Below are 22,447 nucleotides of genomic sequence, written 5' to 3'. Positions count from 1 at the left end.
TTTTTCATATGGGAAATACCTAAAATATTTAATACTAGAATTTTATTGTAGCTTTATAGATGAAAAATGACATTTGACGCATATTTACCATATTATTAAGTAATAATATAAAGAATGTAACTTTTCATAAAAATACAAGTTTATTATTTAAGATGATAACCTTTATTATAAATGTTCTCAATAAAGAAATTATTATTTCCAATAAGATTTGTTATTTTTCTTTTTAACCTTGATATAAGTTGAATTATTGAGTTATCTTTTATATCATTATTTAAAAATATAAATTCACTTATCTCTTCAGGAGTAAAAAATCTGAAATCATTTTCTACAAATAAATCAATAAGTGTAATTTCATTTTTAGTTAATGAAATTTTTTGATTATTAAAAGAGAGTTCTTTTTTTTGTTTATTCCAAATAAAATCTCCATTTAATATTTTTAAATGAGGATTTTGATTTTCTTGGAAAAAATCTCTTTTACATTTGTTGATGGCATTTATTAATTCATCAATTTTAAAAGGTTTAATAAGATATGAACAAGCATGAAGATTTATAGCTTGTAATAAATTTTCTTTATCACTAAATGCAGTTAAAAAAATGATTGGAATTTTTTTATTTATTTCTCGTATTTTGCTTGCTAATTTTAAACCATTCATTTTTGGAATATTAATATCTAAAATAACCATATCTGGATTTTTTTCTTCAAAATAGTTAAAAGCTTTTTCTCCATCTTGAGCTATGATTATTTCATTAAAATGTCTTTTTAAAAAAAAATCAATATCCTCAATAATCTCTTCATCATCTTCAACGTAAAGTAAATTAAGATTTGTCATTTGTGTTTTCCTTTCTTAGGGTTATTTTAAAATTTGTATAGATATTCTTTGAAGAAACATCTAATTTCCCACCAATACTCTCTTCAATAAGCATTTTTGCCATATACAATCCTAGTCCTGAACCTTCATCTTTAAACTTAGTTGTAAAATATGGCTCAAAAATCTTATCAATAATTGTTGGTGGAATACCACCTGCATTGTCTCTTATCATTAAAGTAATTGTATTTTTATGATTTTGAGTAAAAATACCTATGTATTTATGGTTAATATTTGCTGTTTTAAAGCAATCAATTGCATTTTCTAATAGAATGAGAACTACTTGTAAGAACTCATTTTCAAAGGTATAAATATTGATTTGTTTATCTATTTCTATATCAAATTGTATATTATTATCTCTAGTTTGTATTAAAGATATGGCTCTTTTGATTAAAGTATCTAAACAAAAACTATTTTTTTCTTTATTTGGATGAAAGAAATGCATAAAATCTTCTATGGTATTTGACATATAACTTATATTTTTATTGATATGAAATATTTTTTTATCAATTAATTCTTTTTGTTCTAAAATATGAGAGTTTTCTTTTAATAAATTATCTATTACTTGAATTGATAAATTGATTCTATTTAAAGGTTGCCTCCATTGGTGAGCTATATTATTTATCATTTCTCCCATGGAAGCTAATTTTGCTTGTTTAAATAAAATCTCATCTTTTTTTCTATTTTTTTGACTCTCTTCCAAAACTCTTTTTTCTAGATTTGTATTTAGTTTTTGTATTTTGTTTTTTAATATATTTTCTCTTACATAAATAATGGTGAGTAAACTAATAACAAAAAAGCAAGCTAAAACGATTATTATAAGAGATTTATGGTTTTTAATCTCTTTATATTTAAAGGTACTATAATCATTTTGTATAAGTTCTTTTTCTTCTTTTGAAATATTTTCAATGACCTTATTTAATATTTTTTCCAATAAAAAATCATCTTTTCTAAGTGCAAAAGATATATCTGTTTTATAATCGAAATTTCCTGTAATACTTAGGTCTGTATTATAATCTTTTTGTAAATTGTAAATTACTTCTGCAATATTTCCAATATATCCATCTGCATTATTTGCCAATATTTGTTGAAAAGCAAATCTTGTTGTTGGCGTTTCATGGATTCTTGAATATGGATAATCAGCTTTTAATGTTGAAGCTAATTTTTCATCATTTGATATAAATATCTTTTTATTTTTTAGTTGTTCAAAATTTGTAATAAATGAATTCTTTTGGGAACTAACAAAAACAAAAGGCAGTTCTAAATATGATTTTGTATATAAAGCATTACTATTTTTCATATTTCTATTTTGAATAGATGAAATAAAATCACAATTATATGTTTTTAGTTTTGCAAAACCATCTTCTAAACTATTTATAGGTACTAAAGTTATATTTATTCCAAGTTTCTTTTCTATGATTTTTATATATTCAGAAGTTATTCCTACAAGATGTTTATTTAAAAAACTTTCATATGGGAGAAAATTATCTTGTACACAAATTTTTAAAGTATCTTTATTTTTTATATATTTTGCTTCTTCTTCATTTAGTGTAGGCATATATTCATCAAAAATAAAGTCTAAAGGATTTTCATTTCCTTCAAAATATCCCATAAGACGATAAATATCGTAAATTCTCATTAATTTATTTTTGTCAATATTTCCAAGAGTATTATTTTTATAATAGGATAATTTTTTTAGTTCTTTAGCTTCAAAAAGTAGTTCTTCTTTTGTTAGGTTTTGAGTATTATATTTTTTTAGAATAAGTTCTATTGTTTCATCAATATTGTTATATGCATATTCCCAGCCTTTTAAAGAGGCTTTTTTAAAGGCTATTACCTTGTTTATATTTTTTTTAATAAGTTCACTATTTGTAAATAAAAAATCACTGTATAAATCAAAACCATAATCTTTGGGGGCGAAAGTATTAAAAGGAATATTTTTTTGTTCCAAAATAAAGGGAAACTTTGAAATATATGCACTCATAATGTCAGTATGGTTATTTATTAAATCTTCTAAATGATGAGTATGTTTTAATATTCTTAATGAACCCATATTTACATTATTAGAAGTAAGCATTGCTTTTACCGAAGCTTGACTAGAGTCATTATCACTTAACATGATTCTTTTATTTGGAAAGTCTTTTATAGAATTTATGTTTGAATCTTTTTTTGTGATTAAAATAAGTGGAGAGATTTGAAATAGGGGATAAAGAGCTACAATATTATGAAAGGTATTGAGTTTTTCTGAAATTAAAGTTTCTCTTGCAATGCCAAAATCGACTTTGCCTTCACTGACATCTTTTGTGACATTTATATTAAAATCATAGTTTTTTATTTCAACATTTAATCCATATTCTTTATAAAACTCTTTTTCTTTTGCTATATAGTAACCTGCAAATTGAAATTGGTTAAACCAAGAAAGTTGTAAAACCGTTTTTCCAAAAGTGTTCTGAGAGAATAAGGTAAAAGGTAGGAAAATTATAAATAGAAAATATCTATACAATTTAAGGATTATCCTTCCATTTAATAAAAAAATTGGAACTAATTATTATATCTTAGAATAATATGTGAAAAATGACATAAAAAATAAAGATAGGGGTTAGCGCAGTAAAATAGGAATAGTAACTGAAAATTAAGTAAGAATTTTTTAATCGAACAATTAAATATAGAAATATGTAAAAGAGTTAACTCTTTTACACATTTTTATAAGTGCTCATTATAATATAAGTCAAAATAGAAATTAAACAAATAGCAGTTCCAATTGGAAAAAAAGTTTCATCATGAAAACTAAGTGCAATTGAAGAGATAATTGCCCCTAATCCAAATTGTAAAACTCCAATTACACCAGAAGCAACTCCTGCATTTTTTGGAAAGTGTTCTAGGGTTAAAGCCATACAATTACCAAAAATAAACGCCATCATACTCATGTAGCAAGCTATTAAAATTACAGTTAAAACAAGTGTTATATCTTCGTAACTTAAAGCAAATAATCCAGCTGAAATAATTTGTATTAAAATTGCCATTTTTATAAGTTCAATAGGATTATATTTTTTTAATAAATTTATATTTACTTTAATCATAATCATTAAAACTATAAAATTAATTCCAAAAAAGAAAGGAAAATAATCAGTTGGAATCTTAAAATATTCTATATAAATAAATGATGTTTTTGCAATAACTATAAAAAAACCACCAAAACTAAATCCTAAAACAAGCATCATTTTTAAAGCTGATTTATGACTTAATACTGTTTTAAAAGATTCAATCACATTTTGTTTTGAATATGTATAACTTTCTTCTAAATCTTTATAGATAAAAAATGCAACAACCAAAGCGTAAATTGTTAAAAATATAAAAACAGCTTTCCATGAATAAAAGTGAATTATAAAAGCACCAATTGCAGGAGCAATCAAAGGAGCAAAACTTCTTACCATTCCAATAAGTGAAAATACTTTTGCTGCTTCAACTCCATGAAATCTATCTCTAACTGCAGCAGTTGCATTTACAACTACAATTCCTCCAAAAAAGGCTTCAAAAAACCTAAAAACCCACAATTCATAAATTGTACTACTAAAAATAATTACAAAACTAAAAAATGCAAATCCTAAAAGTCCAAAAACTGAACTCATTTTTCTTCCATATTTATCAGAAATTGGTCCACCAAATATTTGACCAACGGAAAACCCAATTAAAAATATAGATAAAGATAATTCTATTTTTTCAATACTTACATTAAAAGCATTTGCAATATCAGGAATAGATGGAATATAAGTATCAACTCCCATTGGAGCGACTGAAGATAAAACTGATAAAAGAATAATTAGATATAAGTGATTAGTACTTTTTTTCATGAATCTTCTCCTAAGCTTAAAGCTACTTTTTCAAGAAGAATAATGAGTTCTTTTAACTCTTCATCTTTTAAGTTTGAGCTTAAATTTTTTCTAAAATCTTTTACACTAATTGAACATTTATCCAAAATATTTTCACCTTCTGGTGTTATTTCAATCAAATTTGTTCTTTTGTCTTTTTGCGATTTTTTAATAAAACCTTTAATTTCTAAAGCATTTAAAGTTCTACAAATAGTAGTTTTATCTTTTCCTAAAATGGTTGCAATTTTTGTTTGAGTTACATCTGATTCATATTTTATAATCTCTAAAACAGCCCTTTGTTCAGGTGCAATATTAAAAGGTTGAAGCATTTGAGTATATTTGTTATTTATTTTATTTGCTGTTTGGTTGATTTTAAAACCAATTGATCTTTCTAATTCGTAAGACATAATAATCCTTTAATTGTATATGCAATAGTTGCATATGCAACCTTTTAAAGAGATTAATATTGGATTCAATTCTAATATATAAATCAATAAATAATACAACAGTGAAAATTATATAATAATAACTGAGTAATAAAGTAACTATTAAATAAGAAAATAGTTATTTTATTTGTCTATATTTGATAAGCAATATCTTTATCATTATAATAAAAATTACAAAAAATAAAGGAGCCTTATGAAAAAAATAGTTGTTTTTGCATTACCTATTCTTAGTGCAATAATCTTTAGTGGGTGCGCTACTATATTAGGTGGAGGAAACCAACAAACGATTAGTATAAATTCTGATAAACCAATGAAAGGTAAATTAGTTTATGCTGATGGTAAGTCTGAACAATATTTTACAACTCCTGCTACAGTAAATGTAGATAGAAGAAGTCAAGATATCATTTTATCAAGTGAAAATGATGAATTTTCTACAAAAACTCAAAAATCAAATATGAATGGTTGGTTTTGGGGTAATATTTTAATTGGTGGTCTATTGGGTTCAACTACAGATATGGCAGGTGGTGCTGCTTGGAAGTATGATGAAACTGTAAACCTTTCAAGTAAATAATGATTAGAAGATTTTTTCTTCTAATCGCTATTTCCTCTTTTTTATACTCTTCTGATTTAAATGTTATTTCTATTGCCAATAAATTAAAAATTTACGAAAAAAATGAATGGAAATCTCTGCTTCATTTTAGAGACGAACTTAATATAAAAGATGAAAGATTTATAGTAAGTAGTAATAATTTTTCTTTAAAAAATGAGATGGAACAAACAATTAAAGGTTTTTTTGAACCAGCAATAAAATATAACAATATAAATGAACATTATCAATGTAAATTTCCTGCAAGATTTTTATTTATAAAAAATGAACTTGATTTAAAAGATGATATATTCCCCCAAATTTATTGTCCTAAATTTGAAGAATATAAAGAAAAAGCACCAGCAAGTAAAATTTTTATGGTTTATACTTCTGAGAATGTAAAAAATCCTTCTAGTATGATGGGACATACTTTTTTAAAGTTTGAAGGAAAAAATAAACAAAATGAGATAAAAGCTCATTCTATCTCTTTTTATACAACAATAAATACAATTAATTTAATTGAATTATTTTATGAAAACTTTATTTCAGGAATGGAAGGAACTTTTGTTTTACGACCATACAAAGAGACTTTAGATAGATATATTGAGATTGAAAAAAGAAATGTTTGGGAATATGAGTTAGATATAAGTAGTTATCAAAAAGAATTACTTTCTTATCATATTTGGGAATTAAAAGATGTAGATATGAAATATTATTTTACAAAATATAACTGTTCAACAGTTTTATTTTATACTCTAAGTTTAATAAAACCAGAAATTTATGATGATGAAAAATTATGGATTACTCCACTTGATATTACAAAATATCTATATAAATATAAACTAATAAAAACAAGCCAATTAATAGCAAGTAGTAACTGGCTAAACAGAATGATAAAAGAAAATTTTAAAGATGAGAATATTGAGTTGAAGAATGAATATTTTGATATATCAAGTTATAAATCACCAAATAAAATTCCAGATGAAAGACAATTTAGATTATCTTACCAAAAAATTGAAGATGAAAAGTACGCGAAATTTTCATTTCTACCAGCTTCCCATTTGTTAAGTGATGATAATAGAGAATATTTTGGAGAGAGCGAATTGAAGATTGCTTATTTATCGCTTTTAGCAAAAGAAGATAAAGTTAGTATTGATGAATTTACACTTTATGGAATGAAGTCTTTTTTACCTTATTCTGAATTAGCAGATGATTTATCTTATGAGTTTGAAATTGCATTTAAAAAAGATTTTGATGCAAAAATGAACTATGTTGATAATACAAGAATTGATGGTGGAATTGGTTACGATTTTAAACTAAGCTATGATATGGATATCTATTTTTTATTAAATTCAGGAATAAACTATAATAAAGATGATGATTTAAAGCTTATAATTAATCCCAAAACAGGCTTGATTATTTATGAAATACTAAATATGAAAAGTATAATAAATTATGAAAAATTTTATTTGGAAACAAATAAAATTTATGATAAATATTCTTTTAATCAGGGTTTGTTTTTTAATAAAAATAAAAAACTTTTTTTTAATATAGAAAAATATAATTCAAATAAAGATAAAACGAATTTGGAAATAGGTTTTGCAATAAATTTTTAATAATTGCAATTACCTATTTACAATTTCTAAAATATCCAAAGGATGTTTTACTATAAAATCAGCTCCATTTGTTAAGAGTTCTTCTTCATCTCTAAATCCCCATAAAACACCAATTGCTTTCATATTTGCACTTTTTGCTGTTTGCATATCAACCATTGTATCGCCAACAAAGAATATTTCAGAACAAGGAATATTTAATGCTTTTGCTATATTTATTGCGCCAATTGGATCAGGTTTTCTTGGAACTTCTTGTTTTTGTCCATGAACTTCTTTGAAATTATAATCTTTAAATAAATAATCAACATAAGCAATTGTAAAATCATGGGGTTTATTTGATAATACTGCTAAATTATAATCAAGTTTTTTAAGTTCATCCAATAATTCATAAATTCCTTCATAGGGTTTTGTTTTAGCATGAAGTTGTTGGTCATACTCTTTTTTAAATCTTTTTAAAACTTCATTTTTTATCTCTTGTGAAGAATCTTTTAAAGCATTATTCACTAAAACATTAACACCACTTCCAACAAAATATTTATAATCGTCTATTTTGTGTATAGGAAGATTTAATTCCTCCAAAACTTTATTCATACAAACAGCTATATCTTCTAAAGAATCTATTAGCGTACCATCTAAATCAAATATTATTGTTTTTTTACCAGCCACCACTTGCGCCTCCTCCTCCAAAATTTCCTCCACGACCTGAAAACCCTTTATTTATTGAATTAACACCTTTCATAATATCTCCTACTGTATCTAAAACCTCTTCAAGATTTTTAGAGTTTACACCCTTATTTGAATATTCATTTATTAAAAGGTTGTTAAAACTTTTTATACTTATATAACTAATTAAGAAAACAACTACAAAAATAGCAACTGAAACTATTAAATAATATTCAGTAAATCCTTTTGAAATTAAAAAAGACAAAAATCCTAAAAAAGATGAATTCATTAGTGATCTTGAAGTTTTATAAAAAAATAGATTTTTTGTTTTTTTTGAAATAGAATTTGCAAACATTGACAAAAACATTAAAGCAAAAAAGATTAATGGAATCAAAAAAGCAAATTTACTAGTATTTGAAAAATCACCTATATCTACTTTTGGACTGTATTCACCTTGAATAGATAAAATAATTTCATTAACAGCTTTTAAAACTCCAAGTTCATACTGTTTTGCTTTAAAATTTGGCATTATTGTATAATTTATAATTTCATGGGAAATTTTATCTGTTAACGCGCCTTCTAATCCATAACCAACTTCAATACGAATTTTCTTTTCTGCCATTGAAATTACAAGTAAAACACCATTGTTTTTTTCTTTTTCTCCAATTCCCCAATATCGACCAAGTTGATATGAATAATCTTCTATTTCATAACCATGAAGTGAATCTAAAATAACAACTACGATTTGATTTGTTTTTCTTTTTTCATGGTCTTTTAAAATAGAATTTATATCATTTTTTATCGCAGGTGATAATAAATTTACTTGGTCAATTATTCTTCCTTCTAGTTTTGGAAAATATTGAGTTATATCAGCATTTAAAAAACTAAAAATAAAAAGTAAAGTTAATAGAATCTTTTTCATTTTACCTCGATTACATTATTTGGAAGTTCATTTGTATCATCTGCTTTAATTGGGAATTTCTCAATTAAAATAGAACTACAAGCTACGATTGCTTTTAGATAACCATTTAAGAGTTGATTTTCTTTTATATCAGTTATAAATTCATCTACAATACTTTGCCAATGGCTATTTGGAATAAGTTTAGATATTTCATCATCTACAATAATTTCCACATATTTTTCATCAAAACTTACAAAAAACATTATTACTTGTTTATTTTTTGTTTTATGCAGTTGTAAATTATAAAATTGATTATGCGCATTTCTAGAAGCCACTTGATATTTATAATCGTTAGGAAGAATTTTCAAAAAAAGGCTTTTAAATCTTTCTGAAAAAATATAAATACCAATAAATACCAATAATTGTATTTGAATTAATTCAAATGCAGACTTGTAAGTAATAAGTAACAATAAAAATGAAATAAAAAATAAACTAAAAACTGCAAACATAGAAGAAGCTAATTTATAATTTCCGCTTCGTTTGGTAACAACTGCTACAAGTTCTGTAGAACTTAATTTTTCAAGATTTTCTATCTCTTTTGAAATAAGTTCTTTGTCTTTTTCACTTAAAATCATTAGAATTTAACTTTTGGTGCATTTTGTTCTTCAACACTTGCACTAAAAGTCTCCTTGATTTTAGCTTCTGGATGAACAATAGCTGCTATTAATTTTCCAGGCATTGTTCTTAGTTCTAAATTATAAAGTTTTACGGCTTCTATAAAATCTTTTCGTGCAACTGTGATTCTGTTTTCTGTTCCTTCAAGTTGTGATTGAAGTGCCATAAAGTTTTGATTTGCCTTTAATTCAGGATACTTTTCAACAACAATCATAAGTTTTGATAAAGCGCTTGAAAGCCCTGTTTGAGCATTTGAAAATTGTTGCATTAGCTCAGGATTATTTAAACTATCAGCATTTATATTCATAGCAGAAACTTTACTTCTAGCTTCTGTAACTTCAACAAAAGTGCTTTTCTCATGGCTAGCATAAGCTTTTACAGTTTCCACTAAATTTGGTATTAAATCGGCTCTTCTTTTATATTGATTTTGTACTTGTGACCATTTTTCATTTACATTCTCATCAAGCTTTGGAATATTATTGTAGTTTGCAATAATTAAATAGAATAAAGACGAGAAAATAATAAGAATAATTAAGATAAAAATTTTTTTCATATTCAACCTTTTTGGAAATTTATAGATAGTATAAAAAATATCATTAATTTGATATAAAGTATTAAAAATTTAAGGTTATTATATTAAGGAGTAATAAACTATAATCACTTTTGTGTAAAAACATACACAAAATTTTATTTTTTTGATAATCGATAAAATATAAACAATTTTTTAATGGATGTTGAATATGATTATCAATAAATTTTCTTAAAAAACAAAATGGAGTATATAAAATGAATGCATCAGAATTATTTGTAAAAGCATTAGAAAACGAAGGTGTTGAATATATTTTTGGAATTCCTGGTGAAGAAAATCTTGATTTTCTTGACGCACTACGAACTTCAAATATTAAACTAATATTAACAAGACATGAGCAAGGTGCTGGATTTATGGCGGCTACTTATGGAAGATTAACAGGAAAAGTTGGAGTTTGTTTATCAACTCTTGGCCCTGGAGCTACTAACTTTGCAACAAGTGCAGCTTATGCACAACTTGGTGGAATGCCGATGATGATGATCACAGGTCAAAAACCAATTAAAAAATCTAAACAAGGAAGATTTCAAATTATCGACATCGTTGGTATGATGAAACCTATGACTAAATATGCAAAACAAGTTGTTAATGGAAATAATATTCCATCAATGGTTAGAGAAGCATTTAAAATCGCAACTACTGAAAGACCAGGTGCAGTTCATATTGAATTACCTGAAGATATTGCGGCTGAAGAAGTTGAATTTAATATTTATCCAGTAAAACCATTTAGATACCCAACAGCTTGTAAAGGTGCAGTAGCAGACGCAATCGAAATGATTCAAAATGCAAAAAGACCATTATTACTTGTTGGTGCTGGAGCAAATAGAACAAGAATTGGAACGGCTTTAAGTGATTTTGTAAACAAAACTGGAATGCCATTTTTCTCTACTCAAATGGGTAAAGGTGTTATTGATGAAAATCATCCATTATGTTTATCAACTGCTGCATTATCAAAAGATGACTTTATTCACTGCGCAATTGAAAGAGCAGATTTAATTATCAATGTTGGACATGATGTAATTGAGAAACCACCATTTTTTATGGAAAATACTCCAGATGCAACAAAAGTTATTCATGTTAACTTTTTCCCATCAGAAGTAGATGATACTTATTTCCCTCAATTAGACGTTGTTGGTGATATTGCTGGAAGTATTAGAGAAATAACAGAAGCAATTACTACTCAAGCTCATTGGGATTTTGAATATTATGCAAGAGTTGCTGATGAAGTTAGAACAAGATTATCTAAATATTTTGGTGATAATAGATTCCCTATTTTACCTCAAAGAGCAGTACGTGCAATTAGACAAACTTTAGCTGCTGAAGATATTGTAACACTTGATAATGGTGTTTATAAAATCTGGTTTGCAAGAAATTATAGATGTGCACAACCAAATACATTATTACTTGATAATGCATTAGCAACTATGGGTGCTGGACTTCCATCTGGTATGGCTGCAAAAATGATTAATCCTGATAAAAAAGTTGTTGCTGTTTGTGGTGATGGTGGATTTATGATGAACTCTCAAGAGATGGAAACAGCAGTTAGATTAGGACTTGATTTAACTGTAATTATTTTAAATGATAACGCATACGGTATGATTAAATGGAAACAAACAGGAATGGGATTTGAAACATTTGGTTTAGATTTAGGAAATCCAGATTTTGTTAAATATGCTGAATCTTATGGTGCAACTGGACATAGACCAACTTCAGTTGAAGAATTTGAAGCAACTTTAGAAAAATGTGTAAATGGAAAAGGTGTTCATTTAATTGACTTAGCTGTTGATTACTCTTTAAATCATTCAATTTTAAATGATTTATTAGCTAATAAACAATGTTTAATATAAAAAGTTGAAAGGAAAAATATGAGTACAATAGAAGTAACATCACCATTTGATGGAAAAGTAGTTGGATCAGTAAAATTTAGTACATTTGAAGAAGTTGAAGGTGCCATTGATTTAGCACACAAAACTTTTTTAGATACAGCTAATTGGTTACCAAGATATAAAAGAGTTGAAATTTTAGAAAACGTGATGAAAATCATGTCTTCTCAAGTTGAAGAGCTTACTATTTTATGTGCAAGTGAAGGTGGAAAACCATATATTGACTCAAAAGTTGAGATTCAAAGAGCTATAAATGGTATTAAAATTGCTATTGAACACCTAAGTGTTTATGAGGGAAAAGAAATAGCAATGGGTCATACAGCTTCAAGTGCAAATAGAATGGCATATACATTTAAAGAACCAATTGGTGTAGTTGCTGCAATTTCTGCATTTAATCACCCATTTAACTTAGCAGTTCACCAAGTAATTCCTGCAATTGCAGTTGGTTGTCCAGTTATAATTAGACCTGCAACTCAAACTCCAATGAGTGCAATTAGACTTGTAGAAATTCTTGAAGAAGCTGGACTTCCTAAAGGTTGGGCACAAGCTGTTGTTTGTGATAGAAAAGGTGGAGAATTACTTGCGACTAGTCCTAAAACAAATTTCTTAACATTTATAGGTTCAGGTCCTGTTGGTTGGTACTTAAACTCAAAAGTAAGTCCAGGAACAAGAGTTGCTTTAGAACATGGTGGTGTTGCACCTGTTATTGTTGAGCCAGATGCTGATATATTTGATATGATTCCTGCACTTGCAAAAGGTGGTTTTTATCATGCTGGACAAGTTTGTGTTTCTGTTCAAAGAATTTATGTACATGAATCAATTTGTGACGAAGTTGCAAATAAATTAGCAAGTGTTGCTTCAAAATTAGTTGTTGGTGATCAATTAGACCCAAAAACTGAGGTTGGACCACTTATTAATCACGATGAAGTAAATAGAGTTGAAGAATGGGTTAATGATGCAATTGCAAAAGGTGCAAAAATTTTAACTGGTGGAAAAAGAATAGGTGCTTCTTGTTTTGAACCAACTGTTATTTTAAATGCAAGTGACGATGCAATTGTTTCAAACAAAGAAGTATTTGGACCAGTTGTTTGTATTTACTCATATAAAACTTTAGATGAAGCAATTGAACGAGCAAATTCTTTAGAAGTATCTTTCCAAGCTGCAGTTTTCACTAAAAATCTTGACACAGCTTTAAAAGCTGTAAAAAGATTAAATGCAACGGCTGTTATGGTAAATGATCACACTGCATTTAGAGTTGATTGGATGCCATTTGGTGGAGCTAGAGTTTCTGGTCTAGGAATGGGTGGAATTCCTCATTCTATGGAAGAAATGTCAAATGAAAAAATGATGGTTATTAAATCACCAGTTTTATAATCTAAACGAAAAAATCTCTAAAAGCTAAGGTTTAAAAGCCTTAGCTTTTTTTATTTAAAATATTAGGAACTATCATGGCTTGGGAAAAAATTATAGAGATAGAAAAACAAAAAGATTACTTTAAAAAATTAAAAGAAGAGATAGATAAAAGATATGAAAACAGTAGAGTTTTTCCCGAAAAGAAAAATATTTTTAAAGCTTTTTCTTTATCTAAAATAGAAGATTTAAAAGTTGTAATTTTAGGACAAGACCCTTATCATGGTTTTGGTCAAGCTCAAGGTTTATCATTCTCAACTCCAAAAGAGATAAAAAATCCACCTTCAATGATGAATATTTTAAAAGAGATAAAAGATGATTTACAAAAAGATTCTGTTTGTACAGATGGTGATTTAACTCCTTGGGCAAAAGATGGAGTATTACTTTTAAATACAATCTTAACCGTTGAAGAATCACTTCCAAAATCTCACCATAATCTTGGTTGGGAAATTTTTACTGATAATATAATCAAATATATAAATGACAATTGTGATGGAGTAGTATTTCTACTTTGGGGAAGTCCAGCTATTTCTAAATCAAAATTAATAGATAAAAATAGACATCATATTTTAAGTGCTCCACATCCTAGTCCACTTTCATCTTATCGTGGTTTTTTTGGTTGTAAACATTTTTCAAAAACAAATGAGATATTAAAAAAATTAGGAAAAAAAGAGATAAACTGGTAAATAATCAAAAATCATTCAAAGATTTTTAAAATACTTGATTTGATTTTTCCTAAAGATAGTTTTATTGCTGAATATTTCATAACTTTTGCTATGTTTTTCCACTCTTGTTTTTCATAACATGGCTTTGGACATTTTCTGCATCTTGGTTTTATTTCATGGGGGCAAAATAGAAGTTTATTAAATGAATAATTTATTGCTTTTTGACAATCTTGACATAAATTTAATTCAAGAGTAAAAAGATTTGATTTATATTCAAGGTTGATTTCACTTTTTTCTTGATATTCATGTTTATCTTTGCAATAGATTTCAAAAAAGCTTTTTAAAGTATTTATTTCTATTTCAAATTTTTCAGTAGTCATAATTTCACTTCTTTTCAAAATTAGGGTTATTTATATCCTATTTAACTTTATTTTTAATATTTTTGCATAAAATACAAAATAAGACCTTGATGACAATCAATAAAAGGGAAAGATTATGGAAAAAACAGGATTAGAAGATTTTTACTTTTTTAGTTTCTTAAAAAATGAAGACCTTATTCGATTAAAAGAGATAAGTGTAAAAAAATATTTCAATAAAGATGAAATTTTATTTTATAAAGGCGATGAGCCAAAATATTTACATTTATTAATAAAAGGTGTAGCAAAACTTTATACTTACGACCATAAAGATAATGAAGTAATTATTCATAACTTAATGGCTCCATCTTTAATCGCAGAAATTGTAAATTATGAAGAGATGAGATTTCCCGCAAATTGTTCATTTGAGACAAGAGCGGAAGTTTTACTTATAGATTATGAAAAGTTTAAAAAAGAATTTTTGTTAAAACCAGAAATTTCAATGTTTTTTATTAAGTCATTAACAAAAAAGATAAAAGCATTAGAAAGTTTTATAAATTATAATATAAGCTCAAATAGCTTAGAAAAAATAGCAAAATTTTTATTTGATAATGAATCAATCTTAATAAATTTAAAACAAGTAAAAATCGCACAAATACTAAATATAACTCCCGAAACATTCTCCAGAAAACTAGCAAAACTAAAAAAAGAAAAAATTATACAAAATGAAAAAGGTTATATAAAAATTTTAGATCATTTGAAATTAAAGAGTTTAATTAACAATTAGAATAAATTCGAAAGACTTTAATAATATTATTTCATTATGTTAGAATAATTAAATAATTAATTAAAACCTTATATAATCTTATGTATTATTCATAATACTTATATAAAGGGAAGAAATGAAAAAATTAGAAAAAAGTTTTACTTATTTGTTTGTAGCTATTTTAGCTATGTTGTTTATAAGTTGTACTATGAAAGGTTATTACACAATTGATACTTATAATTCAAAAGGGATGAAATTGAATAATTATAATATGATTGCAGAAGGAACAGGAATATATACCTCTAGAAATGGGAGTTGTTTAACATTTCCTGGTTCTACCATAATAATAAAAGATAGTAAAACAGGTGAAGAGTTAAAATCAGAAAGTCCTTATAAATGTCCAGGTAAAGAACCTTTTACAATTCCTCCTTTTATGCCATTGAATGAAATAAATTTTAATAATTTAAATTATATGGTTGCGTATAAAGGTGCAGATAAAATTCAATCTATCCATGAATATACAACAAATAATGAACCAATAGATAATTGGACTACGTTATTAAGTATTTATTATGTCAGTAAATCAAATTTACAAGAGTATATTGAATTTTTAAACAACAACAGTAGATCAAAACCATATTTTACAAAAATAGTTAATAATCAAGCCTATGTACAAATTATTTTTCCTGTAACTCAGAAAACCCCATATATTGAAACAAGTATACAAAAAATATTTAGTGATACTAAATGTAAAGGATTAGTGAATTATTCATATTCTAAAAAATATGCCTCAGAAACTTCTATTGATATAATTAAAAATGAAAGTAATAGGATATTGGAATTACTAGAAAAAGATAACTGGATACCAATATGTGAATAGTTGATAAACTGTACAATTCAAAAGAGCTAAAGCGTTTTCTTATTAGAAAAACATATAAAATATTTTAAAAAATAGAATAAAGAGAAGTTTATAACGTCTCTTTAGCTCGTTCTCAATATTCTCGGTGGGAATACAGATAAAAAAAGGTGAGATAAATTGGAATATTGTTTTACTAAAAGTATGTATTCCCAAGCTAGAGCGTGGGAACAAAATTAAGACTTTTTCTCTATTATTCCCAAATACTTATATAAAGGAAAAAAAATGTGTAAAGTACTTTTTAAATATATAGCAATGGTAGCTATATTATTAATGATGAGTGGTTGTTCAATTTTAACACAAGGATATATAAACTCTAAACCTCAAATTGAAACATTAGAAGTTCAAAAGAGCACAAAAAAAGATGTTATAGATTTATTAGGAGAACCTGCTATTTATTCGATAAATCTTAATGGTTCAAATAGTTTCTCAATATATAAATACTATTATAAAACACCTACAGCTAATGTTGATACAACTCTTTTAATAAAAGGTAACTATGTGGATGGTTGTAAGAATTGTGGTGAAATTACTGCATTTGTGAAAGAATCTTTTTTAACTGAGAAATCAATTTTAATTGGATTATCTGTAAAAAATGATGAACTAATCAAACAATATGTTCAGGCATTTAATTATATAGAAAATAAGAATTTTAAAGAAGCCTCAGAAATATTCAAAAATTTATCTGCAAAACACTTTACTCCTGCACAACATACTTTAGCACTAATGTATCTAAAAGGTGATGGTGTAAATATTGATTATAAAGAAGCTTTTAGATTATTAGAATTAGCTTCAAATGCAAACTACACACCAGCAATTTACGATTTAGGAGCAATGTATAAAAATGCAGAAGGTGTCCCTCAAAATATTAATAAAGCAAAAGAACTTTATATAAAAGCAGCAAATAATAATTATCCTTTAGCTATTCAAGAATTAATAAAAATATATCAAGCTGAGGGAAATAGTAAAGAAGTTAATAAATTGTCAGAACAATTAAGAAATCTAAAATAAAGAAGAAAATACAAACAATAGTAATTGTTAGTTTTGTGATACTTTAATTTAATAAGGTTGTGTAAGTTGATTAGAAATGTTTGGAAAATAGTTTTATAAAATTAAAAGGAAAGAAAATGAAAAATATAAAAAGAAGTTTGAGTTATATAGTTGTTGCTTTATTAGTAACATTTTTTGTTGGATGTGGCTCTATATATAACTATAAAGTTGAACCAACTCCAATAAAAAAAGGGGAAGCTAAATATGTAATAGAAGATTTTAAATTGACATTATCTCATGGACATGGAAGAAATCTAGAAAATAAAACATTCAAAAATGAAAATGAATTAAAAGATTCTTTTGTTCAATTTATTAATCAAAAATTAAAAGAAAAAGATCTGTTAGGAAGTACTGAAAATAGATATAAAGTAAGAATAACATTAAATTATGAAAGAAGATACAATTATGGCGGAAATGCTTTAAATAAACCTCATTTTGATTATGACATTGATATTTTAGATAATAATGAGAAATTATTAGTATCTTATAGTATTCCTATATCAACAACAAAATATAGTTATGCAAAAGATATTGCAGTAAATTTAGAAATTGCAGCATTTAACTGGGATGCAGAAGATGAACCTATTGATATTGAAATGATTGCTTTTACAATAGTAAGAGAATTATCAGAAATTGGAGAATAGAACTATTATCTAATTCGTCTACTCAAATCATACTTAGATATTTAAAACTTCTAAGTTAAATAATAACTATGAAGAAGTAGAAAATATTACTACTATATAAATATCTTTTAAAATTATTTTGTTATAATCATCTGAATCATTCTAAAAGGAGAAAAAATGAAAAGATTAGTTGCATTATTAATGTTATGTTGTTCTTTTTTGTTTGCAGAAATTAATTTACAAACAGCATCAAAAGAAGAATTAATGAGTATAAAAGGTATTGGTGAGAAAAAAGCTGAGCAAATTATTGAATACAGAAAAACAAACACAATAAATACTGCTGAAGATTTAAAAAACATTAAAGGCTTTGGAGATAGTATTGTTGGAAATGTAAAAGATGCAAATCCAGTTTCAAAAGAAAATGTAAACAAAAAAGTTGAAGAAAAAAAAGAAGAGAAGAAAAAAGAGTTAAATGACGCAGTTGATAAAAAAATAGAAAAAGCTACAAGTTTCGTACCTAAATTCTAATCTGATTTGGGGATTTCCCCATTTTAGATTTTTACTTCATTTATGATAGAATCCTTCAAAATTCTTGATAAGGTTCTGTTTTGAAGTTCTCTCCAAATAATATTTGCCCTTGTGGCTCTTTTAAAAAATATAAAAAATGTTGCAAACCTTTTCACGATAAAATTAGTTTTCCTAAAACTGCTTTTGAGCTTATGAAATCAAGATTTTGTGCCTTTGCAGTTTGTAATAGTGAATATATAATTTTTACAACACACCCAAATAACACTGATTTTACACAAGATTTGAAATCTTGGAATAATGATATTTTGAATTTTTCACAAAATACAAGATTTGAAAAGTTGGAGATTTTAGAGTTTATAGATGATAAGATTGAAAGTTCTGTGACATTTAAAGCTACTTTATTTCAAGATAAAACTGATATTTCGTTTATTGAAAAAAGCAGATTTTTAAAAACAGAGGGAATTTGGAAATATGTTGATGGACAATTTATAGAAGAAGGACAAAAATGAAAATACTATTTTCTCCAAGTGAAACAAAAATAGCAGGTGGAGATGAAATCTCTTTTGATAAAAATAGTTTTATTTTTCCGCAACTTTTTGAGAAAAGAATGGAAATTGTAAAACAATATAATGACTTTATTACAAATGCTTCAAAAGAAGAGTTGATAAAACTTTTTGGAACAAAAAAAGAAGATGTATTAGCTCAATATTCAAAAGATTTATTTAAAACACCTACAACAAAAGTAATTCAAAGATATGATGGAGTTGCCTTTGATTATTTAGAATATTCAAAATTAAAATCAAATGAAAAAGCTTATATTGATGAAAATGTTTTGATTTTTTCAAACCTTTTTGGCGTTTTAAAAGCAGGGGATAATGGACTTCCTGATTATAAATTAAAACAGGGAGAGACTTTTTCTAATTTAAAAATTGAAAAGTTTTACAATGATAATTTCTCAAAAGTTTTAGATGAATATTTAAAAGATGAAGATATTATTGATTTAAGAGCTGGATTTTATGAAAAGTTTTACAAAATAGAAAAACCATATACAACCATGAAATTTATAAAAGATGGAAAAGTTGTAAGTCATTGGGCGAAAGCTTATAGGGGAATTATTTTAAAACTACTAGCTCAAAATAATATTAAAACTATTGATGAATTGATGAATATGGAAGTTAAAAATCTAAAAATTGAAGAGATAAAAAAACAAAAAATTAAAACAGAAATTGTATATTCAATTATTTAAAGGTTAAAGATGATAAAAAAACCAGTAATAGCTTTTTTGCTTGATAAAAAAGGTGGAGCAGTAGAGTTAAGTTATGAAGAACTAAATAATGTAAATACAAATGGGAAAATATTATGGGCTCATTTTGATTATTCAAGTCCAGAAGCAATAGAGTGGATTACAAATAAAAGTGGAATTGACTCAATTGCTATTGATGCACTTTTAACCCAAGAAACACGACCTAGAACTACTATTTTAAATGATTCATTATTGATTGCTTTAAGGGGTGTAAATCTAAATAAAAATTCAAAACCTGAAGATATGGTTTCTATTAGGTTATTTATTTCTACAGATTTGATAATTAGTACAAGAAAAAGAGATATTTTATCTGTTGCAGAAATTGTTGATATTTTAAAAAAAGGTATTGGACCAAAAAGTTCTTCAGAATTTTTAACTGAATTAACTTATAGAATAACAGCAAGAATGGAAGATGTTATAAATCAAATAGAAGATAGAACAGATTCTTTAGAAGAAAATTTAATGGATTCTGTGGATTTAAAATTTAGAAATGAAATATTATCTATTAGAAGAGAAACTATTATATTAAGAAGATATTTATTTCCACAAAAAGAGGCTTTAAACAAGCTGTACAGCGATAAAATCACTTGGATAAATGAATATGAAAGAATAGAATTAAGAGAAACAAATGACCAACTTATGAGGCATATTGAGGAACTTGATACCATAAGAGATAAAGTTTCTTTAATCCAAGAAGAGTTATCAAATACATTAAGTGATCAAATGAATAAAAAAATGTACATTTTATCTATTATTTCAGCGATATTTTTACCACTTACTTTTTTGACTGGGCTTTTAGGAATAAATATAGGTGGAATTCCTGGTGCCCAAAATGATAATGCATTTTATATTTTCTCAATAATCTTAGTTATGGTAACAAGTGCTCAATTTTATATTTTCAAAAAGAAAAAATGGCTTTAATAAAATATTAAATTAAACTGGTCGTTTTATATGTATATCCATTTGAGGGAAAGGCATTTCAACATTGTTTTCTTGTAAAGTTTTATAAATAAAAATTAAAAAATCAGACATTGTTGAAGAACCAATTCCATTTTCATTTGGATTTTCACTTATCCAAACAAGAAGTTCAAAATCTATTGAACTAGGACCCATTAAAGTCATTCTTACTTTTGGTAATTTTTCTAAATTTGTTTTTATATAAATTAAATCACTTTTTTCTAAAGAATCTAGAATTATTTGAATTACATCTTCAATATTAGAACCATAAGCAATACCAAAAGGAACATGAAGTCTTCTTACATCATCAGAAAATGTAAGATTTATAACATTGTTTTGAATTAAAGTTGCATTTGGAATAATAATATCAATATTATCAAAAGTCGTAATAACACTACTTCTCATATTTATTTGATTTACTTTTCCTCTTAATCCTGTTCCAATTTCTATTATATTTCCAACTTGAATAGATTTTTCAAAAATTAAAATAATCCCTGAAATAAAATTTGAAACAATATTTTGTAAACCAAACCCAATACCAACTGATAATGCCCCAACAAGAATTGTAAGTGAGGATAAATCAATTCCAACAGAATTTAAGCCAAATACAAAAGTTATAGCAACCAAAAAGTAATAACCAAGATTTGCCAACATTGTTCTTGTAGCGATAGAAGTATTTCTTAAATAATGAGTAGTTGCATTTGAAATTTTCTTTTTATAAAATGTTGCTATTGAAAAACCAATAATAAAAATTAAAAAGAATTTAGTAATAGCTAAAATAGATATTCCATCGCCAATTGGGATAATAGGATTATTTATCTCTGTCCAACCAAATTTAATAATATCAATAAAACTTTGTTTTGTATCCGCAAAAGTTGTTTTTGTAACTCCTAATCTTTCTCTAGATAGATATTTGAAAAGCTCATTTAGTGATTCATAATTAGCTTGATTATCTTCTATAAATATTTGTAATTGATTATACAAATCAAAATATGCAGATTTTTTTTCTTTTAATAATGGTAATAACTCTTCAATTTTTGAATAAACAATTTGATTTATTAATTTTGATTTATCAAGTTTTAATTGTTCAATTTGTAAATCAAGAGCTTTTATTTTTATTTCATTTTCAGTAATTTTTGCTTTATCATATGAAAGAGTTAATCTTCTTTCTTCTTTAATAAGTTCATTAAAATTTTCAAAAGATTTTTCAATTTTAGTTTTAAGATTTGGATTAATAGTAAATTTTACACTTTCTAAACTATTTAATAATATTTTTCTAAAACTATCTTGATATTTTTCATATTCATCAATAGTAGATTTATTTTGTATATTTTTAAGTTTGTAATATGAATATAATAACTGCGAATTAATAGCAACAATTTCTTCTTTATTGGTCAATTTTTCTATTTGTTCTTCCAAAAGATTCATTTTATTGTTGTTATCATTAAATTCATTTTTTACTGAATTATAACTATCAATACTTTTTAAATACTCTTTTACTTGTTCAATATATGAATCAATAGAAGTTATTTCTTCTATATTTTTGAAAATGAAAGTATTTTCTTCTTTTATTATTGATTGAAGTTTTTTTAGTAATAAAAGTTGATATTCAACTTGTTCTTTATCTTCAGGAGATAAATCGTTTTTGATTGAAGTAACTTTTTTTGTTTGGTCAAGATATAACTTCTCTAAGCCTTCTTTAGTACCATTTTCATACCAACTTTTATCAATGCTTAATGCAAATGATGTAGATATTAAAAATATAAATAAGAATATAATTCTCAT

General features: G+C 25.6%; 23 protein-coding genes. 13 read left to right on the top strand and 10 right to left on the bottom strand.

The annotated features are described in order from the left end of the window. Window positions 1-143 precede the first annotated feature (143 nt). The 4 genes from ASUIS_RS13240 to ASUIS_RS13225 all read right to left on the bottom strand — a co-directional run bounded on the left by ASUIS_RS13240 (window position 144) and on the right by ASUIS_RS13225 (window position 5,142). On the bottom strand, window positions 144-830 hold the full coding sequence (locus tag ASUIS_RS13240) for a response regulator transcription factor (RefSeq protein ID WP_118887546.1): 687 nt from the start codon (window positions 828-830) through the stop codon (window positions 144-146). Beyond that, the gene (locus ASUIS_RS13235) at window positions 817-3,369 is read right to left on the bottom strand and encodes an ABC transporter substrate-binding protein (RefSeq protein WP_118887545.1); all 2,553 of its coding nucleotides are present in this window, start codon (window positions 3,367-3,369) and stop codon (window positions 817-819) included. Before ASUIS_RS13235 ends, ASUIS_RS13240 begins: the two co-directional genes overlap by 14 nt. A gap of 190 nt (window positions 3,370-3,559) precedes the next feature. Continuing rightward, window positions 3,560-4,717 (bottom strand): multidrug effflux MFS transporter, encoded by a 1,158-nt coding sequence (locus ASUIS_RS13230; RefSeq protein WP_118887544.1) that lies wholly within the window; start codon window positions 4,715-4,717, stop codon window positions 3,560-3,562. Beyond that, window positions 4,714-5,142 (bottom strand): MarR family winged helix-turn-helix transcriptional regulator, encoded by a 429-nt coding sequence (locus ASUIS_RS13225; protein WP_118887543.1) that lies wholly within the window; start codon window positions 5,140-5,142, stop codon window positions 4,714-4,716. Before ASUIS_RS13225 ends, ASUIS_RS13230 begins: the two co-directional genes overlap by 4 nt. A gap of 232 nt (window positions 5,143-5,374) precedes the next feature. Between ASUIS_RS13225 and ASUIS_RS13220 the strand changes: the two genes are divergently transcribed. Together ASUIS_RS13220 and ASUIS_RS13215 are read left to right on the top strand one after the other, a co-directional pair. After that, complete coding sequence (locus tag ASUIS_RS13220; RefSeq protein ID WP_118887542.1) at window positions 5,375-5,752, top strand: hypothetical protein; 378 nt, start codon at window positions 5,375-5,377, stop codon at window positions 5,750-5,752. Next, window positions 5,752-7,383 (top strand): Lnb N-terminal periplasmic domain-containing protein, encoded by a 1,632-nt coding sequence (locus tag ASUIS_RS13215; RefSeq protein ID WP_118887541.1) that lies wholly within the window; start codon window positions 5,752-5,754, stop codon window positions 7,381-7,383. The genes ASUIS_RS13220 and ASUIS_RS13215 overlap by 1 nt, the downstream gene beginning before the upstream one ends. A 9-nt stretch (window positions 7,384-7,392) precedes the next feature. Here the strand turns inward: ASUIS_RS13215 and ASUIS_RS13210 are convergent, their stop codons facing one another. From ASUIS_RS13210 to ASUIS_RS13195, 4 genes are read right to left on the bottom strand one after another with little or no spacing between them, the layout of a single operon-like run. After that, on the bottom strand, window positions 7,393-8,046 hold the full coding sequence (locus ASUIS_RS13210) for an HAD family hydrolase (protein WP_226799931.1): 654 nt from the start codon (window positions 8,044-8,046) through the stop codon (window positions 7,393-7,395). Next, window positions 8,036-8,965: a TPM domain-containing protein gene (locus ASUIS_RS13205; protein ID WP_118887539.1), complete on the bottom strand. Its 930-nt coding sequence runs from the start codon at window positions 8,963-8,965 to the stop codon at window positions 8,036-8,038. Before ASUIS_RS13205 ends, ASUIS_RS13210 begins: the two co-directional genes overlap by 11 nt. Then, window positions 8,962-9,579 (bottom strand): TPM domain-containing protein, encoded by a 618-nt coding sequence (locus ASUIS_RS13200; RefSeq protein ID WP_118887538.1) that lies wholly within the window; start codon window positions 9,577-9,579, stop codon window positions 8,962-8,964. Before ASUIS_RS13200 ends, ASUIS_RS13205 begins: the two co-directional genes overlap by 4 nt. Next, a complete protein-coding gene (locus ASUIS_RS13195) occupies window positions 9,579-10,172 on the bottom strand; it encodes a LemA family protein (protein WP_118887537.1) in 594 nt (197 codons plus the stop codon). Before ASUIS_RS13195 ends, ASUIS_RS13200 begins: the two co-directional genes overlap by 1 nt. 233 nt (window positions 10,173-10,405) lie before the next feature. Between ASUIS_RS13195 and ASUIS_RS13190 the strand changes: the two genes are divergently transcribed. The 3 genes from ASUIS_RS13190 (at window position 10,406) to ung (ending at window position 14,184) form a co-directional block, all read left to right on the top strand. Continuing rightward, the gene (locus ASUIS_RS13190; RefSeq protein WP_118887536.1) at window positions 10,406-12,052 is read left to right on the top strand and encodes an acetolactate synthase large subunit; all 1,647 of its coding nucleotides are present in this window, start codon (window positions 10,406-10,408) and stop codon (window positions 12,050-12,052) included. Window positions 12,053-12,070: 18 nt separating this feature from the next. Beyond that, on the top strand, window positions 12,071-13,462 hold the full coding sequence (locus ASUIS_RS13185) for an aldehyde dehydrogenase family protein (protein ID WP_118887535.1): 1,392 nt from the start codon (window positions 12,071-12,073) through the stop codon (window positions 13,460-13,462). 74 nt (window positions 13,463-13,536) lie between these two features. Further along, window positions 13,537-14,184, top strand: a complete 648-nt coding sequence (ung, locus tag ASUIS_RS13180; protein ID WP_118887534.1) for a uracil-DNA glycosylase — start codon at window positions 13,537-13,539, stop codon at window positions 14,182-14,184. Window positions 14,185-14,195: 11 nt separating this feature from the next. On the opposite strand, the gene ASUIS_RS13175 is transcribed toward ung, so the two are convergent. Further along, the gene (locus ASUIS_RS13175) at window positions 14,196-14,543 is read right to left on the bottom strand and encodes a nitrous oxide-stimulated promoter family protein (protein ID WP_118887533.1); all 348 of its coding nucleotides are present in this window, start codon (window positions 14,541-14,543) and stop codon (window positions 14,196-14,198) included. Between the two features lie 115 nt (window positions 14,544-14,658). Between ASUIS_RS13175 and ASUIS_RS13170 the strand changes: the two genes are divergently transcribed. From ASUIS_RS13170 to ASUIS_RS13135, 8 genes are all read left to right on the top strand, one after another. Next, window positions 14,659-15,306 (top strand): Crp/Fnr family transcriptional regulator, encoded by a 648-nt coding sequence (locus ASUIS_RS13170; RefSeq protein ID WP_118887532.1) that lies wholly within the window; start codon window positions 14,659-14,661, stop codon window positions 15,304-15,306. Window positions 15,307-15,421: 115 nt separating this feature from the next. After that, a complete protein-coding gene (locus ASUIS_RS13165) occupies window positions 15,422-16,165 on the top strand; it encodes a hypothetical protein (RefSeq protein ID WP_118887531.1) in 744 nt (247 codons plus the stop codon). 261 nt (window positions 16,166-16,426) lie between these two features. Further along, the gene (locus tag ASUIS_RS13160) at window positions 16,427-17,212 is read left to right on the top strand and encodes a tetratricopeptide repeat protein (RefSeq protein ID WP_118887530.1); all 786 of its coding nucleotides are present in this window, start codon (window positions 16,427-16,429) and stop codon (window positions 17,210-17,212) included. A 116-nt stretch (window positions 17,213-17,328) separates the two neighbouring features. Continuing rightward, the gene (locus tag ASUIS_RS13155; protein WP_118887529.1) at window positions 17,329-17,895 is read left to right on the top strand and encodes a hypothetical protein; all 567 of its coding nucleotides are present in this window, start codon (window positions 17,329-17,331) and stop codon (window positions 17,893-17,895) included. Window positions 17,896-18,051: 156 nt separating this feature from the next. Further along, on the top strand, window positions 18,052-18,402 hold the full coding sequence (locus tag ASUIS_RS13985) for a ComEA family DNA-binding protein (RefSeq protein ID WP_118887528.1): 351 nt from the start codon (window positions 18,052-18,054) through the stop codon (window positions 18,400-18,402). Between the two features lie 80 nt (window positions 18,403-18,482). Next, on the top strand, window positions 18,483-18,911 hold the full coding sequence (locus ASUIS_RS13145; RefSeq protein WP_118887527.1) for a YchJ family protein: 429 nt from the start codon (window positions 18,483-18,485) through the stop codon (window positions 18,909-18,911). After that, window positions 18,908-19,648, top strand: a complete 741-nt coding sequence (locus ASUIS_RS13140; RefSeq protein WP_118887526.1) for a YaaA family protein — start codon at window positions 18,908-18,910, stop codon at window positions 19,646-19,648. The genes ASUIS_RS13145 and ASUIS_RS13140 overlap by 4 nt, the downstream gene beginning before the upstream one ends. Window positions 19,649-19,657: 9 nt before the next feature. After that, entirely contained in the window at window positions 19,658-20,626 is a 969-nt protein-coding gene (locus tag ASUIS_RS13135) for a zinc transporter ZntB (RefSeq protein WP_118887525.1), read from the top strand. Between the two features lie 12 nt (window positions 20,627-20,638). Here the strand turns inward: ASUIS_RS13135 and ASUIS_RS13130 are convergent, their stop codons facing one another. Then, complete coding sequence (locus tag ASUIS_RS13130; RefSeq protein ID WP_118887524.1) at window positions 20,639-22,447, bottom strand: mechanosensitive ion channel domain-containing protein; 1,809 nt, start codon at window positions 22,445-22,447, stop codon at window positions 20,639-20,641.

The organism is Arcobacter suis CECT 7833 (assembly GCF_003544815.1).
Taxonomy (GTDB): Bacteria; Campylobacterota; Campylobacteria; order Campylobacterales; family Arcobacteraceae; genus Aliarcobacter; species Aliarcobacter suis.
Note: the sequence above shows the minus strand (reverse complement) of the source record. Positions and strands in the feature narration are given on the sequence as shown.